Source organism: uncultured Hymenobacter sp. (assembly GCF_964243305.1).
Taxonomy (GTDB): Bacteria; Bacteroidota; Bacteroidia; order Cytophagales; family Hymenobacteraceae; genus Hymenobacter.
Window position 1 is genome coordinate 37,813 of record NZ_CAXTEF010000030.1, and the last position, 17,617, is coordinate 55,429.

The following is a 17,617-nucleotide window of genomic DNA, read 5'->3' on the forward strand; positions in this document are numbered from 1 at the left end:
CGAAGTCCGCACTGTCCCATAACGGGCTTTAATTGCCTGAGCAGGGGGAAAAGGCCCGGCGCCGGTAGAACAGCAGAGCGCCGCTGGCCGTAACCAAACTACCGCGCGGTGATTGCCGCGCATCCCTACCCCTACTCTTTTCCCTTATGGCAGTCAAACTCAAGAAACTCAAAGACCAGGTGATGGTCATCACCGGCGCCTCGTCGGGCATTGGCCTGACCACGGCGCGCCTCGCGGCCAAAGCCGGCGCCCGCCTCGTGCTGGCCGCCCGCAGCGAGCAGGCCCTGCGCCAGCTCACCAACGAAATAAACCGCGCCGGCAGCCCGGCCCAGGCCGTGTACGTGGTGGCCGATGTGAGCCACAAAGGGGATGTCGAGCACATCGCGCAGGTGGCGCAGCAGCGCTTCGGCGGCTTTGACACGTGGGTGAACAACGCCGGCACGAGCGTGTACGGCCGCATTGACCAGCACACCGAGGACGACATGCGCCAAATCTTCGAGACCAACTTCTGGGGCCTTGTGCATGGCTCGATGCTGGCAGCCAGGCACTTAAAGCGCAAGGGCGGTGCCATTATCAACGTGGGCAGCATCTTGTCCGACCTGACGGCCATCCTGCAAAGCGTGTACTCGGCCAGCAAGCACGCGGTGAAGGGCTTCACCGATGGCCTGCGCATGGAGCTGGAAATGGAGGGTGCGCCGATTTCGGTCACGCTCATTCAGCCGGCGGCCATTGATACGCCCTTCACGACTAGTGCCAAAAACTACCTGGACCGCACGCCCAAGCACGCGCCGCCGGCCTACGCCCCCGATACCGTGGCGCGCGCCATCGTGCACGCAGCCCAGAAGCCGACCCGCGACGTAGTGGTGGGCGGCGGCGGCAAGGCCTTCATCAGCATGGAGCACTGGACGCCCGGCCTGCTGGATAAGTTTATGGAAACCGGCTTTGCCAAAATGGAGCACTCCGACGAGCCGCCGCGCCCGCGCGAGCAAAATGGCCTCGACCGCCCGATGGGCGCGCTCCAGGAGCGCGGCAACTACCCCGGCTACACCCGCGAAACCAGCTTCTATACCAGCGCCGTGCTCAGCCCGGTGCTGACGACGGCTGCCCTGCTCGGCGCCGGCGCCGGCCTAGCCGTGTGGCTGAACCGCTCGAAGCTTAGCAGCGGCAGCGCTGGCAATGGCCACGCCAGCGCGCAGCATGGCGAAGTGGACAGCCGCAAGGACTACGACATCAGCCTCAGCAGTGAGCCCGCGACTGCCACCGCCGGCCACGACCAGCGCTACGCCGAGGCGCGGCGCGAGGACCTGCCGTAGTTGATTTATTGATTGTCTACTTTCAGCGCCGGGTTGCTGCCTTACATCGGCAGCAACCCGGCGTTTTCGCGTATTTTTGGATTATGGCCTACAGCGACTTTACACCCGAAAAATTGATTACGGAATTTGGTGTTGATTTTCGCGCCGAGAGTCTATTTGCGGATGCTCCCGCAATTGAGCCGAGTGCCTGGCTGACAGAAGCTCTGAGTCGGGCAAATATGCTGGGTTTTGGCACGGAAAAGTCGCGCTCCGAACGGTTAGTAACTCCAGTATTAATGGAGCTAGCCAATCGCAATCAGCGCACCTTTTCAATTATTTCCGGCATTAATATGGACGCCGACGCGGCGCGGGGCTTAAATGGCGAATGCGACTTTGTGTTTTCATTTAGTCGCATCCAGGATTTTCTGATGGCCCCGGTATTTTGCATCACCGAAGCCAAACGACAGGATCTAGAGCAAGGCACTGTGCAGTGCGCGGCCCAACTGCTGGGTGCCCGCAAATTCAATGAGCGGGAAAAGCACCCGCTGCCGGTGCTTTATGGCTGTGCAACCACGGGTGTCGAATGGCGCTTCTTACGCTTCGAGAACAACGAATTTGTACTGGATGAAATCCGCTACTTAATCAGCGATAGTAGTAAGCTGTTGGGCGTGCTGCAAACTGTTATCGATTTATCTAAGCAGGCGACATTAACCAATGCTTGATTCTTATCTAATCTAACAAAGGAGCCCCGCTGATGGATGTCAGCGGGACCCTTTTGTTAGTCTGATATTCCTTTACTTACGCCGCAACCGCCACGTTCGGCGCGCCGGCCAGAATTTCTTCGTTGGCAAAATCAGCGTATTTCTTGAAATTCTCGACGAACTTCTCGGCCAGCGCAGCCGCCGTTTTATCATACGCGGTCTTATCGGCCCAGGTGCTACGGGCGTCCAGGATTTCGCTCGGTACGCCGGGCACGGTAGCGGGCACCTCGACGCCGAAGATGGGATGCGTGGTATAGTCCACGTCGGTCAGCTCACCGTTGAGGGCGGCCGTAATCATGGCGCGGGTGTAGCCGAGCTTCATGCGCGAGCCCGTGCCGTAGGCGCCGCCGGTCCAGCCGGTGTTGACGAGCCAGACGTTGATGTCCGGGTTCTCATCCATCTTCCGGCCCAGCATCTCGGCGTATTTGGTGGGATGCAGGGGTAGGAAAACCGCGCCGAAGCAGGCCGAAAAGGTGGTCTGCGGCTCCGTGACGCCCATCTCCGTGCCCGCCACCTTGGCCGTGTAGCCCGACATGAACAGGTACATGGCGTGGCTCTTATCCAGCTTGCTGATGGGTGGCAGCACCCCGAACGCATCGGCGGTGAGAAAGAAGATATTCTTCGGCGCGTCGGCCACCGACGGCTCAATGGCGTTGTCGATGTAGTGGAGGGGGTAGGCGGTGCGCGTATTTTCCGTCACCGACTTGTTGGCATAATCCACGGTGTGAGTGCCGGGCACGAAGCGCGTATTCTCGACCACCGAGCCGAAACGGATGGCGTCCCAGATTTGAGGCTCTTTTTCGCGGCTTAAATCAATGACCTTGGCGTAGCAGCCGCCCTCGAAGTTGAAGATGCCGGCATCCGGGGTCCAGCCGTGCTCGTCGTCGCCGATGAGGCCGCGGTTGGGGTCGGCCGAGAGCGTGGTTTTGCCCGTGCCCGAGAGGCCGAAAAAGATGGCCGAATCACCTTGCGCGCCCACGTTGGCCGAGCAGTGCATGGGCAGCGTGTTCATCTCGTGGGGCAAAAGATAGTTCAGGACGCTGAAAATGCCCTTTTTCATCTCGCCGGCGTAGCCCGTACCGCCGATGAGAATCATCTTCCTGGTAAAGTTGATAATGGCAAAGTTCTTCTGCCGGGTGCCATCCACGGCCGGGTCGGCCTCGAAGCCGGGCGCGCAGATAATGCTGAAGTCGGGCGCCCAGCTCGTATCCTCGCCTTCGGCGGGGCGCAGGAACATGTTGTAGCAGAACAAGTTGTGCCAGGCCTGCTCATTGACGATGCGCAGCTTGAGCCGGTAGTCCGGGTTGGCGCCGGCGAAGGCCTCGCGCACGTAGATTTCCTTACCGGCCAGATAAGCGACCATCTTCGCGTGCAACTGCTCGAACTTGTCGGGGGCGAACGGCAGGTTGATGTCGCCCCACCACACGCTATCCTCGGTGTTTTCGTCCCGCACGATAAACCGGTCCTTGGGCGAGCGGCCCGTGAACTGACCGGTATCGGCCATGAGGGCGCCGGTGTCGGTGAGCACGCCCTCGTCGTTGCGTAGCGCGTGCTCGATTAGTTCGGCGGGGGTCAGGTTGAGGTGAGCCTGGGCGGGCTCGTGGGTAAAACCCAGCGGCGCGAGGCGGTCCAGCACGGAAGTGGAAGTAGAGGCAACAGCAGTGGCGAGTTCCGTCATAAAGTGGGTGGGGGTGGGAAGGGGGTAGGGAGAATGGTGAGGCAAAAATAGGCAGGAAAGCCGGCCGTCACGAGCAAGCTCAACTATAGCCATTTTATTGCTTTGTCCCATCTAATCCCAAAACTTTCCTAGCTTTACCGTCGCCCCTTGCCGCCCGGCCGGGACAATTTAGTTGACTTCCCTACCCCCCCTCCTTTCATGCAAACCGTTCCCGTCCGCGAGCCCTCCGCCGCTGCCGCTTCCTCCTCGCATCCCCGCGGGCTCTACCTGCTCTTCGCCACCGAGATGTGGGAGCGGTTCAGCTACTACGGGATGCGGGCCGTGCTGGTGCTCTTCCTGACCAAGGCCATGATGATGGACAAGGCCTTCGCCTCCAAGTTCTTTGGCGGCTACACTAGCCTAATATTCCTGACGCCCCTCATCGGCGGCTACATTTCGGACCGCTACTGGGGCAACCGCCGCTCCATCCTCGTCGGCGGCCTGCTCATGGCGCTGGGCCAGTTCACGCTCTTCACGTCGGCTTCCAATTACGGCCCGGCCGTTACGCACCCCTTTAGCCACCAACTGCTCTACCTGGGCCTAGGCTTCATGATTCTGGGCAACGGATTCTTTAAACCCAATATCTCATCAATGGTAGGAGCACTCTACTCCAACACTGATACTCGTAAAGACGCCGCCTACACTATTTTTTACATGGGCATCAATTTAGGCTCCCTGATTGGCAATTTTATCACAAGCGCGGTTGGTGATAAAGAAGGCCACCCCGAGAGTTTTCGCTGGGCTTTCTTGGCCTGTGGTATCGCCATGATATTAAGCACAGTAGTGTTTCAGTGGGGCAAAACGAAGTATCTGCACACGCCGGAAGGTGAGCAAGTAGGCGAAACGCCCGCTACTTCGAGTGGTGTGAAAGGCATATTTGCCTTACTCCCGGTTTTGCTAGCCATTATTCTGGGAGTGCTGTACCTGGACACGGCGAAGTTCTCGATTATCGTACCCTTGCTGGTGGTGGCAACCATAGGCATTATTATACTAATTCTAACAGATAAATCGCTCACTGCCGCTGACATTCAGCGGGTGCTGGTCATTTTCATTGTCTCCTTCTTTGTAGTTTTTTTCTGGGCTGCTTTTGAACAAGCTCCTATTTCGCTCACCTTTTTCGCTGATGAGCAAATGAACCGTACTATCCTTAGCTCTATTCAATTCGGCACCGATGATGCTGGGCAGCCGAAGTACGGTTACACCTTGGCCCCCAGCTTTTTTCAGCTTTTAAATGGTCTGTTCGTCGTTATCTGCGCGCCCTTCATGGCTATGCTCTGGACGGCCCTCGGCCGACGCAATGCCGAGCCCGCCTCGCCAGTCAAGATGGCAATAGGCTTGGCCCTGCTGGCGCTGGGGTATGTGGTGATGTGCTTTTGTGTGCGGGACCTTCAGCCTGGTGTCAAGTCGAGCATGATTTATCTCTTCGTCCTCTACTTCCTACACTCCATCGGCGAACTATGCCTCTCCCCTATTGGTCTTTCGCTGGTCAATAAGTTGGCTCCCCTCAAGTTCAGTTCCCTGCTGATGGCCGTCTGGTTTCTGGCTAATGCCGGCGCCAACTACCTGGCCGGCTACATGAGCAGCCTCTACCCCGAAGCCGGCAAGCCCAACCCGCACCTGCTGGGCTTCGAAATCGACAGCCTCTACAGCTTCTTCATGGTGTTCGTGGTCTCTTCAGCCGTGGCCGCGCTGCTGCTCTTCCTGCTCAGCGGCAAGCTCGCCCGCATGATGCGGACGCCCGACTTGCCCGCCGCCACCTAACCAGTTCCCTACCCCCCTCTGAAACGAAAAAGCCCCGCTGGCATTGCCAGCGGGGCTTTCTTATTATAAATGAGCTAATTCACAGCTGCGGAATCAGCCTCATTTGCGCCATCGGCGATTACATCATGCCGCCCATGCCACCCATGCCGCCCATGCCACCGGCCCCGCCGCCACCGGCGCCGCCCTTGTCCTCCTCGGGCTCGTCGGAAATCACGGCTTCGGTCGTCAGCAGCAGGCCGGCAATCGAAGCGGCGTTTTCCAGCGCCAGGCGCGTCACCTTCGTGGGGTCGAGGATGCCGACGGCCATCAGGTTCTCGTAGCGGTCCTCACGGGCGTTGTAGCCGAAGTCGCCCTGGCCGTCGCGCACTTTCTGCACGACCACCGAGCCTTCGCCACCGGCGTTCTGCACAATCGTGCGCAGCGGCGCTTCGAGGGCCGTGCGGATGATGTTCACGCCGGTGCGCTCGTCGCCGTTCAGCGTGTCCACGGCATCCAGCGCTTCGAGGGCGCGCACGAAGGCCACGCCGCCGCCGGGTACTACGCCTTCCTCGACGGCAGCGCGGGTAGCGTGCAGGGCGTCGTCCACCCGGTCTTTCTTCTCCTTCATCTCCACTTCGGTGCTCGCGCCGATATAGAGAATGGCCACGCCACCGCTCAGCTTGGCCAGGCGCTCTTGGAGCTTCTCCTTGTCGTAGTCCGAAGTCGTAGTCTCCATCTGGGCCTTAATCTGCGCGATGCGGCCGGTGATGTTCTCCTTGTCACCCTTGCCATTGACAATCGTCGTGTTGTCTTTGTCAATGATGATTTTCTCGGCCGTACCGAGGTATTCCAAGGTGGCGTTTTCGAGCTTGTAGCCCTGCTCTTCGCTGATAACCGTGCCGCCCGTCAGGGTCGCAATATCTTCCAGCATGGCCTTGCGGCGGTCGCCGAAGCCAGGGGCTTTCACGGCCGCGATTTTCAGCGAGCCGCGCAGCTTGTTGACCACCAGCGTCGCCAGGGCCTCGCCGTCTACATCTTCTGACACAATTACCAGCGGCTTGCCAGTCTGCACCACCTGTTCCAACACCGGCAGCAGCTCCTTCATGGTGCTCACTTTCTTGTCGTAGATGAGGATGAAGGGGTTTTCCAGCTCCACTTCCATCTTCTCGGGGTTGGTCACGAAGTAGGGCGAGAGGTAGCCGCGGTCAAACTGCATCCCTTCCACCGTCTTCACTTCGGTCTCCGTGCCGCGGGCTTCCTCGACGGTGATGACGCCTTCCTTGCCCACCTTATCCATCGCGTCGGCAATCATCTGGCCGATTTCCGAGTCGTTGTTGGCCGAGATGGTGCCCACCTGAGCGATTTCCGCCGAGTTCTCAATCTTCTTCGACTGCTGCTTCAGGTTCTCGACCACGGCCTTCACCGCCTTGTCGATGCCGCGCTTGAGGTCCATCGGGTTGGCGCCGGCGGCTACGTTCTTCGAGCCGGCCGTGTAGATGGCCTGGGCCAGTACCGTGGCGGTCGTGGTGCCGTCGCCGGCCTGGTCGGCCGTCTTCGAGGCCACTTCCTTCACGAGCTGGGCGCCCATGTTCTCGATGGGGTCTTTCAGCTCGATTTCCTTGGCCACCGTCACGCCGTCCTTGGTGATGGTCGGGGCGCCGAATTTCTTGTCGATGATTACGTTACGGCCTTTCGGACCGAGGGTCACTTTTACGGCGTTAGCCAGCTTATCTACGCCGCGCTTGAGCTTGTCGCGGCCGTCGGTGTCAAATTGGATGTTCTTAGCCATTTCTGGGAGAGTGAAGAATTTGGAATGAAGAATTAAGGAGTTTTCGCTGGGCTTAGAGCACGGCAAAAATGTCCGACTCGCGCATGATGAGCAGGTCCTCGCCATCGACGGTGATTTCGGTGCCGGCGTATTTACCGTAGAGCACCTGGTCGCCCACAGCCACCTGCGGCTTGATGAGGGAGCCCGAATCGGCGGTTTTGCCTTCGCCGACGGCTACGACCTCACCGCGCTGCGGCTTCTCCTTGGCCGTGTCGGGGATGATGATGCCGGATTTGGTTTTCTCCTCGGCGGCAGCCGCCCGGATGATGACGCGGTCGGCCAGCGGTTTCATGCTAAGTGCCATGTTGGGTGAATTGGGGTTGGGAAAAGTGGAAGTAGCTGCAATTAAATTGGATTGCAAGGATGTGGCGGCCCGTCATTTCTTGTGCCAGCCCGGCGAAATCTGCCAGAAAAGGCAGCTTGGCAGACTTGGCGGCGGTCAGCTTGGCGGAACCTGTCAGGCCCACTGCCCAAAGCCGCACTGCTCGGGACCGAAGGCGGTAGCGCTGACTCCGGGCGGGCGGCCAGCGCTGGCGGCCTTTCACCCCGGCTATCAGAAAAAGCAAAGCGGCCGTTTCTGAGAAGAAACTGCCGCTTGCGGTAAGATGAGTTGGGGCTATTGACCGGCCGGGGGGGGGGTAGGAGCCGTGCCAGCCGGGCCAGTACCGGGCCGGGCCGCCCCAGCCGGGGCGCCACCAGCCGCCGGAGCGCCGCCAGCCGGGGCGGGCAGCGAAACCGGCGCAGCTGGCCGCGATTCCAAGGCTTTCTGCTGGTTCACGCTGCGCACCGGGCCGGCCGTGCCATTACCGAGCATGTGTGTGCCGAGCGAGAACACAACCAGCGCGATGGCAAAGCCCCAGGTCAGCTTTTCGAGCAAGTCGCCGGTGCGCTTGACGCCCATCAGGTTGGCCGCACCGCCCGCGCCAAACTGGCTGGACAGGCCGCCGCCCTTGGGGTTTTGGGCCAGCACCACCAGGGCCAGCAGCAAGCAAACAACCAGAATCAGAACAACCAGAGCAGTGTACATTTAAGCTAGGAAGAAGGGGTAGGCGGATTGCGCAGCAAGTCAATTTGAACCGCAAAGTACGCGCTTTTTTCCGGTTGGCGCACCATTAAAAGCTTATACACGGCAATGGCGCGCTCCGTCTTGCCTTGCCCGGCCAGGATACGGGCCAGGTTTTCGGAAGCCAAATCAGGCTCGGCGCGGGTGCTGCGCATCGACAGGTCGGCCTGTTCGGGCACGGTGAGCAAGGTCACGATACCCCGCCGCCGCTGCGGCGCGCGGCGCAAAAACGAGTCAATCAAATCCAGCGACGACGGCACCGGCGGGGCTGGTGGCGGCTGGTTGACCAGGTGCTCCAGCAGCAGCGCATCGGGCGCAAAAAACTCGCCCGCCGGTGGCAAAGTGGTGCCGGGCACATCCACATCCGCAACCGGGGCCGCCGGTAAGGCAGCTTGCAGGGCGTAGCCAAGCCGGCTGCCGCCGCCCAGCGCATACGCTAAGTCGTCGGCACCCCGGAAGGCACCGGGACCGGGCTCCGGCGGGACGGGCGCCGGACGACTCGCGGTGAACACCACGGGCTCTTCCGCCGGAAGCTCCGCCAACTGGTACGAAGTAAACTCTGCTTCCAGGGCCGGGGCACTCAGTCCGAACTCAAAGCGGGCCGTTCCGGCCTCGGCGGGCGGGCGAATGGGGGGTAGGGACGCCGCCTCGGGTTCGGCGGGCTCGTCTGTCGCGGCGGCCGGCGGCGCGGCAATAACTGGGGCGGCGTGGACGCTTTCTGCTGGCTCCGCTATTGGTTCTGGCTCCGCTCCTACTGCCGGCATAGCCTCAGTCAAGTCGGCCAACAATTCGGACGCGACGCGGGCCGGCGCCGGCGCCTCCTCCTCCGTGAGCGGCGGCACGGAAGCCAGGCCAACCTCCGGCGGACCAGCGGACGCCCCTTCTTCGGCGTTATTGTCAGGTGCGTCACCTGCTGCGGTTTCCGCGTGCGGGCTGTGACCAATCTCTTCCGCCGGCTCGGCCGCCAGAGCAGCCGTTTCAGTTCCTACCCCCTCTGCCACTGGCTCCAGCCCAGCGGCTAATGCTGCTGGCTCGGCCGCGTCGGCTGCCAGCACGGCTTCCTCAACTACCAGAGCTGATTCAACTGTCAGACTTGGCGCCGCCGGAGCGCTGCTGACACTGGCTGCAACGGGCGCGGCGGCCGGCGGCTGCGCCAGCAACTGACGCAGCAACTGGCGGTCGGTGGCGTAGGTGGCGGCCCGCCGCAAGCGCTGGCCGGCCAGCATACTGCCCTGGTCGTGCGCCGCCTTGGCTAGCAGCAGGTGCGCCGTCTGGCAATACGGAAACGCCTGAGCCAGCTGCTCTAAATCCTGCACGGCCGCGGCCGATATGGATGCGGGAGAATCAAGCAGATGCAGCAGGGCGGCGCGGGTCATGGAAAAACAGGACAGCAAAGCGCCGTCTCATAGCGTATGAGAAGAGCAGGCGACATGGGGCGGCAACGTTACTGCAAAAAGACTTAACCAGCCGCTGGCCCCCAGTCCCTACCCCCCTCCAGCTGCCAAAGGCCCGAACTCCGAACACAGCCAGTGATAAAATTAAGCCGTCAGGAAATTAACTTTTACCAGTTAGCTACCGATTTATTAAAAACATCGGTGATAATATCATTGGTAATGCGGCGAATGCCCACCTGGTCGTTATTAACCGCCGCAATATCCTGTGTCGAGGAGAAATCCCGAAAGCTTTGATACGTCTGGTCAGTATCCTGTTTGGGGTCTTTGGTATTGGTGAACCGAATCTTCACTTGAATAGTAAGCCGGTTCGAGCCCGCCAAATCCACATTATCAACCTTTTGAATGGCCGCCGGCGCGTAGTCATACGCCACAATACTACCGTCAAACTGCAAGTCCCCATCGCGCGGCACGAGTTTGAGCGTGGTGTTGCGCTGGAAATAATCCTTTAAATCTTCGGTGAAGCGCTGCGATATAAAGGAGGGCGCCAGCGACGTACTATTCTGAATTGTTTGAATAGAGAACGTCTTTACGGTCGGGTCAATATTTGTTCCTGAAAAAGAATAAACGCTACAGCTCGACAGCGGCAGTAAAAAGCTCATCATTAACCTAATAAGCACAGCGCTAACGCCAACTCTCCTGCTGCTGAAAGCCGATTTGCCGGCCAGTGACCAGCTATCCTTAAGCTTGTTCGAGGTCATATTGCTTTAATTTACGATACAGCGTGCGCTCAGAAATACCCAAATCATGCGCCGCATATTTGCGCTTGTTGTGGTGCTTTTTTAGTGCCTTGATTATCATTTCCTTTTCCTTGGCTTCCAAGGATAACGTCTCCTCTTCGGTTTCGTGGGTGATATCCTCCACGCGCTGCGCCTCTTCATCGGCGTAGGCGGGGGTAGGGTCCACGCTCAGGGTGCCAGGCGGGGAAGCAGATAAGAAATAGTCGGCCGTGGGCGCGTCATCATAAGACGTGCTGACGCCGGCTGAGGCAAACAAATGGCTGTTCTGCCGCAGCAGTTCCTGCGCCTCGTGGGGCCGGGGCGCCCCGGCCAGTTCCAGCACCATCTTCTTGAGGTCCGTCATGTCGCGGCGCATGTCAAACAGGACTTTATAGAGCAGGTCACGCTCCGAGTAGCTCGTGGCGCCGGTGGTGGTCAGGCCTTCGGTGCCGGAGCCCAGCAGCATGGGCAAGCGGCTGGTTTGCTCGGCCGGCAGGTAAGTGGCGAGGCGGCGCGCGTCCACTTCGCGCTCCAGCTCCAGGATGCTGATTTGCTCGGCTATATTCTTGAGCTGCCGGATGTTGCCCGGAAACCGAAAGCGCGTGAGCAGCTGCACCGCGTCGGGCGTCAGGCTGATAGGCCGCACCCGGTTCTTCTCCGAAAAGTCGGCCGTGAACTTGCGAAACAAGAGGTAGATATCCTCGCCCCGCTCGCGCAGCGGCGGCACCGAGATGGGCACGGTGCTGAGCCGGTAATATAAATCCTCCCGGAACTTACCGTTCTGCACGTTGGTGAGCAGGTTCACGTTCGTGGCCGCTACCACCCGCACGTCAGTCTTCTGCACCTTGCTGGAGCCCACCCGAATAAATTCGCCGTTTTCCAGTACCCGCAGCAGCCGCGCCTGCGTGCCGAGCGGCATCTCCCCAATCTCATCCAGGAAAATAGTGCCACTATTCGTGACTTCAAAATAGCCCTTGCGCGCCTCGTTAGCGCCGGTAAATGAGCCTTTTTCGTGCCCGAACAATTCCGAATCAATGGTGCCTTCGGGAATAGCGCCGCAGTTGATGGCAATAAACTGTCCGTGCTTGCGCGGCGAAAGTGCGTGAATTATTTTCGAGAACGACTCCTTGCCCGACCCGCTTTCGCCGGTAATGAGCACGGTCATATCTGTGGGCGCGACCTGCGCGGCCACCTGAATGGCATAGTTCAGCGCCGGCGCATTGCCGATAATGCCGAACCGCTGCTTGATGGATTGAATTTCTTGCTGGGTCAAGGGAAAAGCAACAGAGTGAGGGAAACTTAGGCCGCGAGTTGCAGCCGTTGGCGCGGGGCGGGAATAGGTCGGCCTAACTCGCGCGCGGTAATCAGCCATTCATCGATGATGAGAGCGACATTGCTTAGCGCTTCGGCCTGAGTAGCCCCATCGGCCAAGCAGCCCGGCAAATCAGGTACTTTTGCAATAAAAGCAGCATCCTCTTCGCTCCAGAATAGGATGATGGGATATAAGGTAGCTTCCTGCATTTTAAAGTTGGTTTATGCTATTCGCCACCGACCAATTTGCAGCGAATAAGCAATTCTCGAATCTGTTTGGCCTAATAAGGCTTCACTTTGCCGCCTGGAGCGGGTTGTAGATTAATAATTTCTTCAATTCCAGTCTTCGTATAAGTATGATGGCTACCCCGAACACGCTCCGCGAAGCCTAATGATTGCAGTAAATTGCGGAGCGCCTCAAAATTTAAATTATTGTCGCTCCGGGCACTCAGTAGTACAGATAATAGCTTCTGACGCTGACTCATACTGCCTCCCCCAGCAGCGTGCTGGCCGTGCTCGAATGCACGAACACCTGCACGTAGTCGCCCTTCCGGAAGTTTAGCTTGGGGAAAACGACAACCTGGTTCTGACTATTACGACCGCTGAGGTGCTCCTGGCTGCGCTTGGAGAAGTTCTCGACCAGCACTTCGTGCACCCGGCCCACGGCGCGGGCGTTGCGCTCGGCGCTGTGCTGCTGCTGCAAGTCGATGATTTCCTGCAAGCGGCGCTTTTTGGTTTCCAGCGGCACGTCGTCGGCGAGCTTGCGGGCGGCGAGCGTGCCGGGGCGCTCGGAGTAGAAGAACATGTAAGCCATGTCGTAGCGCACGTGCTCCATCAGGCTCTTGGTGTCCTGATGCTCGGCTTCGGTTTCCGAGCAAAAACCGGCAATCATATCGGTCGAGATAGCGCAGTCGTCGCCGAGAATGCGGCGGATGGCCACCACCCGCGCCTCGTACCAGGGCCGGTCGTAGGTGCGGTTCATCAGGCTGAGAATGCGTGAGTTACCGCTCTGCGCGGGCAGGTGAATGAACTTGCAGATGTTACGGTGCCGCGCCATCGTGTAGAGCACCTCGTCGGTGATGTCCTTGGGATGCGAGGTGGCGAAGCGCACCCGCAGTTGTGGCGAAACCAGCGCCACGCGCTCCAGCAGTTGGGCGAAGTTGACGTGCTCGGCGCCATCGGCGCTGGCCCACTTGTAGGAGTCCACGTTCTGGCCAAGCAGGGTTACTTCGCGGTAGCCAGCCGCTACTAAGTCGCTGGCTTCCTGAAGGATGCTGTGGGCGTCGCGGCTGCGCTCCCGGCCGCGGGTGAAAGGCACCACGCAGAACGAGCACATGTTGTCGCAGCCGCGCATGATGCTGATAAAGGCCGACACGCCGTTGGAGTTCAGGCGCACCGGCGTAATGTCGGCGTAGGTTTCCTCGCGGCTGAGCAGCACGTTCACGGCTTTCTGGCCGCCATCGACTTCGCGGATGAGGTTGGGCAAGTCGCGGTAGGCGTCGGGACCCACTACCAGGTCCACAAGCTTTTCTTCCTCTAAGAACTTGGCTTTCAGGCGCTCGGCCATGCAGCCGAGCACGCCTACGAGCAGACCGGGGTTACGCTTTTTGTGGCCGTTTATCTGGCTCAGGCGCATTCGCACGGTTTGCTCGGCCTTCTCGCGGATAGAGCAGGTGTTGAGCAAAACCAAATCGGCGCCTTCGAGGGTGTCAATCGTGTCGAAACCTTCGTCAAACAAGATGCTGGACACGATTTCGGAGTCCGAAAAATTCATCTGGCAGCCGTAGCTCTCGATGTAGAGCTTGCGCTGCCGGCCGGTGCGCGTGGCCGGGCTGACGCGCACCTCAGCGCTAAGCGCAGCCTCCGGGGTAGGGGCCGGAATATCTAAAAAATCAAGGGTCAGGATGGGCTGGGACATTGCTTCGCGAACTCAGGAGCGAAGAACAAAGATACGAAGCTCAAAACCCGGATGACAGAATGGCAGCCAAATTTTACACGTCTTCCCGTCCATTTTTCGCCTGGCTCAACCACCGCCGCAACCGGCTTTCTCCACTTTATTTCCCTACCCCCCTGCTCAGCCGGAAACGGCCGCCAACCGGGCGCAAAAACGGCATTGGCAAAAGCTGAACTGCGTAGGCTAAAAAGATAAGCGCCCCAATGTCAGCCGCATGGAGCTGATATTGGGACACTTACTGTTTGTCTGCCAGCCGCAGCGAGTGAGCCGCTTACTCGCTGCGGCTCTCCTTGGCTTTCTTTTTTTCATCCTTGACGGCTTTTTTTTCTTTGGTCGTCAAGGTGGGCTCTTTCTTTTTTTCTTTTCGGGCGTCCTGGGCTTTAGCCATGATGAGAGGGAGTAGAAGGTGAAGGAAAACCGGCTGGAAATGTAGGGATTTTTAACGCGCCATATCGGACGCATGTTGCGCCGGTTGGCCTTGCAGCGCCGGCAGGTACCGCCCCCGGATTACGTGCAAGTGGTGCAACTCGTGGCCGGGCAGGATGTGGAGCAGCGCCCGCACGGTAACGAAGTGGCCATTGGCCGTGCCACCGCGCGCCAGCTGCTCAGGCCCGAAGCTGCCAAACAAGGCCAGCGTGGCCATGCGCACGGCTTCGTACTCGGCCAGCACGTCACTCATGGAGCGGGCATTGGCTCCCGAAGCCGCCGCGTAGCTGTCCTGGTCGAAGGCCAGCAAGGACTGGGCGTCGCCGCGGGCGAAGCGCAGCGCGCGGTAGGCGAAGATGCGCTCGGTATCGGCGAGGTGAAGCACTACTTCTTTCAGGCTCCACTTGCCGGGGGCATAACCCTGGCCGGCCTGCTCATCGGAGAGGTTTTGCAGCAGCTCCCAGAGCTGGGCGGGCTGGGTGCGCAGCAGCGCAAGCGGGTCGGCATCGGCCGGAACGCCGTTGACGTAGCCAGCATAGAAGGGGGCGTATTCTGACTCCGCAGGGCGCATCTTAGTTGAAGTAACGGGAGTTGGAGCCGCGGGCATTGGCGCGGGCAGGGGGGGTAGAGAATCGGGGGCAGCAGGTGCCGTGGCCGTTTCAGGCTCCGCCGTAGGCGGCGAGTGCAGCAGGTGAAACTGCTTGCGCACCACGGGCAGCGGCGCGGCCAGCAGCCGGGCGGCGGGCGCGGGCTGGCCGAAGGCCCAGAGCAGAAAATCGGGCAGCACCCGGCCCCAGGTATCCTGGTGGTGATGCCCACCTTCGACCTGCACGTAGCGCATCTGCGTGTTGACGTTCAGTCCTTTGCGCTGCAACTCCTGGATTAAGTCCAGCGTGTCGTCCACAGCGTCAATCAGGCCGTTGCCGTTGCGGTCGCTGGTTTCATCGAGGGTGCCGGTTTGCAGCCAGAACTGGTGCCGGGGGTGCAACTGCCCGGCGCGCACGCGCCGGTGGGCCAGGCGGGCCGCTTCGGTGTAGCCAGGACCCACCGGATGGTCGCGCCACCAGAACGAGCCGGAAAACACGCCCGCCCGGCCAAAGTGCGCCGGGTGCTGCCAGGCCAGGTCAAAGGCCATCAGCCCGCCCAGCGAGAAGCCCGCCACCACGGCCTCGCCCGGCGCGGCGCTGACGTGGTAGCGCTGCTGTGTATAGGGCAGCAACTCTTTGATTATGAAATCAGTGTATAGACCGGCGCGGCTGCCACGGCCCCGGTAGTCGGGCAGTCCGGCCAGGCCATACTCTTGAATGCGCAACTCGGAGGCGTGAATGGCCACGAGCACGAACGGCCGCAGGGCCTGCATCCGGTAGAGAGCCGCGAGCGTGGCCGGCAGCCGCAGGCGCGCCAAATCCTGCCCATCGTTCAGATACAGCACGGGGTAGGGCGCGGGGGCGGCCGGGTCGAAGTCGGGGGGCAACAGCACGTCGAGCACCACGGGCCGGGCCAGAAACTGAGAGCTTAGCGACTCGTCGCGCAGCAGCGTGGGCGCCGCCACGGCCGCCAGGTCGGGGGTAGGAACTTCCATAGCGCCCTATAAACGGCGCGGAGCCGGGCACCGGTTAGTTTTTAAAGACGAAAAAATATAAGTTCAGCTTGACGACCGAATTTTTGCTAGCTTGCCCGCCGCTGCCGCTGCTTGCGCCGGCTTCCCCTCCCGCCTACCCCCTGCTTCTTGCCCGTGCCCGAAGAATACCGCCAGTTCTACTCCCACCACCTCGGCGGCCCGCTCGATATGCTCGTGTACGGCACCTGGGGCTACCCCGTGGTCGTCATTCCGACTTCGATGGGCCGCCACTTCGAGGCCCGCGACTTTCAGCTCGTGGCCGCCGCCCAGCCGCTCATCGACGCCGGGCGCATCAAGCTCTACTGCATCGACAGCCTGGACCGCCTGAGCTGGTATGCCAAGCACCTGCACCCCGCCCAGCGCATCCAGAACCACATCTGGTACGATCGGATGCTGAGCGAGGAGCTGGTGCCGGCGCTGCAACGCGAGTGCAATGTTGACAAAATTGGCATCGCCGGGTGCAGCTTCGGCGGCTATCAGGCGCTGAACTTCGCTTTTCGCCACCCGGAGCAGGTCGCGCACTTATTCACGATGGGCGCCGCCTTCGACATCCGCCGCTTTCTCGACGGCTACCACGACGAGAACGTGTATTTCAACAACCCGCCGGAATTCATGCCCGGCGCCGACAATCAGCATTTCCACTGGATGAACATCATCCTGGGCACCGCGCAGGATGACTTCTGCTTCGGCTCGACGATGCAGATGCACGATATTCTCAGTCATAAAGGCATTCGCCACGGCCTCGACGTGCGCCCGCACGGCGGCCACGACTGGCCGGTGTGGCGCGACCAGTTTCCGCAGTTTCTGAATTCTATTTAATTGGAGAGTAGCGCCCATTTAGCGCTGAGTTTTAGCAAAGGCGTTTTACTTTGCCGCTGAACCCTTCCTAAATTCACTTTTACCGGACTTCGCAGTCCCCTTCAGCATGAAGAAAATCGGTATTCTTTTCGGTCAGGAAAATACGTTTCCGCAGGCGTTCGTGGACCGCGTGAATCAAAAAGCGCCCGCTGGCATCACGGCCGAGTTCGTCAGCATCAGCGAGGTCGAGCAGAACGTGCCCGCAGATTACGCCGTCATCATCGACCGCATCTCGCAGGACGTGCCGTTTTACCGCGCCTACCTCAAAAACGCGGCCCTCACCGGCACAGCCGTCATCAACAATCCGTTTTGGTGGAGCGCCGACGAGAAGTTCTTCAACAATGCCCTGGCCGTGCAGCTGGGCGTGCCGGTGCCGCGCACGGTGCTGCTGCCCAGCCACGAGCGGCCCGCCGACACGAGCGAAAAATCGTTTCGCAACCTGCACATGATGAACTGGGAGGCGCTATTTGCCAAAATCGGCTTCCCCGCCTTCATGAAGCCGCACTCCGGCGGCGGCTGGAAAAGCGTGTATAAGCTCGACAATGCCGACGACTTTTTCCGCGCCTACCACGAAACCGGGCAACTGGTAATGCTCTTCCAGGAAGCCGTCGAGTTTACCGACTACTTCCGCTGCTACTGCATCGGTGGCAACGAGGTGCTCATCATGCCCTACGCGCCCGGCAACGCCCCGCACCTGCGCTACGACACGGAGATGAAAACCACCGGCCCCGCCGCCGAGCAGCTCCTGGCCACGATGAAAGACTACGTGCTCAAGCTCAACCACGGCCTGGGCTACGACTTTAACACCGTGGAGTTTGCCGTGCGCGACGGCATTCCGCTGGCTATCGACTTCGGCAACCCCGCCCCCGACGCCGA

At 60.2% G+C, this 17,617-nt stretch carries 16 protein-coding genes; 6 read left to right on the plus strand and 10 right to left on the minus strand.

What is annotated here, in order from left to right; all coding sequences use genetic code 11:
• Positions 1-146: 146 nt before the first annotated feature.
• Entirely contained in the window at positions 147-1,313 is a 1,167-nt protein-coding gene (locus tag ACFE70_RS15380; RefSeq protein WP_375418654.1) for an SDR family oxidoreductase, read from the plus strand.
• Positions 1,314-1,396: 83 nt separating this feature from the next.
• Positions 1,397-2,014, plus strand: a complete 618-nt coding sequence (locus ACFE70_RS15385; protein WP_375418655.1) for a hypothetical protein — start codon at positions 1,397-1,399, stop codon at positions 2,012-2,014.
• 76 nt (positions 2,015-2,090) lie between these two features.
• Here ACFE70_RS15385 and pckA read toward each other — a convergent pair whose 3' ends face one another.
• The gene (gene pckA / locus ACFE70_RS15390; protein ID WP_375418656.1) at positions 2,091-3,731 is read right to left on the minus strand and encodes a phosphoenolpyruvate carboxykinase (ATP); all 1,641 of its coding nucleotides are present in this window, start codon (positions 3,729-3,731) and stop codon (positions 2,091-2,093) included.
• Positions 3,732-3,929: 198 nt separating this feature from the next.
• On the opposite strand from pckA, the gene ACFE70_RS15395 reads away from it, so the two are divergent.
• Complete coding sequence (locus ACFE70_RS15395; RefSeq protein ID WP_375418657.1) at positions 3,930-5,531, plus strand: peptide MFS transporter; 1,602 nt, start codon at positions 3,930-3,932, stop codon at positions 5,529-5,531.
• 118 nt (positions 5,532-5,649) lie between these two features.
• On the opposite strand, the gene groL is transcribed toward ACFE70_RS15395, so the two are convergent.
• From groL to miaB, 8 genes are all read right to left on the minus strand, one after another.
• A complete protein-coding gene (gene groL / locus ACFE70_RS15400; protein WP_375418658.1) occupies positions 5,650-7,299 on the minus strand; it encodes a chaperonin GroEL in 1,650 nt (549 codons plus the stop codon).
• Between the two features lie 52 nt (positions 7,300-7,351).
• A complete protein-coding gene (gene groES / locus ACFE70_RS15405) occupies positions 7,352-7,642 on the minus strand; it encodes a co-chaperone GroES (protein WP_375418659.1) in 291 nt (96 codons plus the stop codon).
• A gap of 312 nt (positions 7,643-7,954) precedes the next feature.
• The gene (gene secG, locus ACFE70_RS15410) at positions 7,955-8,365 is read right to left on the minus strand and encodes a preprotein translocase subunit SecG (protein WP_375418660.1); all 411 of its coding nucleotides are present in this window, start codon (positions 8,363-8,365) and stop codon (positions 7,955-7,957) included.
• Between the two features lie 5 nt (positions 8,366-8,370).
• The gene (locus tag ACFE70_RS15415; RefSeq protein WP_375418661.1) at positions 8,371-9,777 is read right to left on the minus strand and encodes a hypothetical protein; all 1,407 of its coding nucleotides are present in this window, start codon (positions 9,775-9,777) and stop codon (positions 8,371-8,373) included.
• A gap of 185 nt (positions 9,778-9,962) precedes the next feature.
• Positions 9,963-10,553, minus strand: a complete 591-nt coding sequence (locus ACFE70_RS15420; RefSeq protein ID WP_375418662.1) for an LptE family protein — start codon at positions 10,551-10,553, stop codon at positions 9,963-9,965.
• On the minus strand, positions 10,534-11,844 hold the full coding sequence (locus ACFE70_RS15425) for a sigma-54 interaction domain-containing protein (protein ID WP_375418663.1): 1,311 nt from the start codon (positions 11,842-11,844) through the stop codon (positions 10,534-10,536). The genes ACFE70_RS15420 and ACFE70_RS15425 overlap by 20 nt, the downstream gene beginning before the upstream one ends.
• Positions 11,845-11,870: 26 nt before the next feature.
• Entirely contained in the window at positions 11,871-12,092 is a 222-nt protein-coding gene (locus ACFE70_RS15430; protein ID WP_375418664.1) for a type II toxin-antitoxin system HicB family antitoxin, read from the minus strand.
• Positions 12,093-12,363: 271 nt separating this feature from the next.
• Entirely contained in the window at positions 12,364-13,800 is a 1,437-nt protein-coding gene (miaB, locus tag ACFE70_RS15435) for a tRNA (N6-isopentenyl adenosine(37)-C2)-methylthiotransferase MiaB (RefSeq protein ID WP_375418665.1), read from the minus strand.
• Positions 13,801-13,859: 59 nt separating this feature from the next.
• Here miaB and ACFE70_RS15440 point away from each other — a divergent pair, with 59 nt between their 5' ends.
• Positions 13,860-14,009: a hypothetical protein gene (locus ACFE70_RS15440; protein ID WP_375418666.1), complete on the plus strand. Its 150-nt coding sequence runs from the start codon at positions 13,860-13,862 to the stop codon at positions 14,007-14,009.
• A 266-nt stretch (positions 14,010-14,275) separates the two neighbouring features.
• Here ACFE70_RS15440 and ACFE70_RS15445 read toward each other — a convergent pair whose 3' ends face one another.
• Positions 14,276-15,844, minus strand: coding sequence for an alpha/beta hydrolase-fold protein (locus ACFE70_RS15445; protein WP_375418667.1), 1,569 nt, complete (start codon positions 15,842-15,844; stop codon positions 14,276-14,278).
• A 153-nt stretch (positions 15,845-15,997) separates the two neighbouring features.
• On the opposite strand from ACFE70_RS15445, the gene ACFE70_RS15450 reads away from it, so the two are divergent.
• Positions 15,998-16,702, plus strand: coding sequence for an alpha/beta fold hydrolase (locus ACFE70_RS15450; protein WP_375418669.1), 705 nt, complete (start codon positions 15,998-16,000; stop codon positions 16,700-16,702).
• A gap of 106 nt (positions 16,703-16,808) precedes the next feature.
• On the plus strand, positions 16,809-17,617 hold an 809-nt coding region (locus tag ACFE70_RS15455), incomplete at its 3' end, for a RimK family alpha-L-glutamate ligase (protein WP_375418668.1).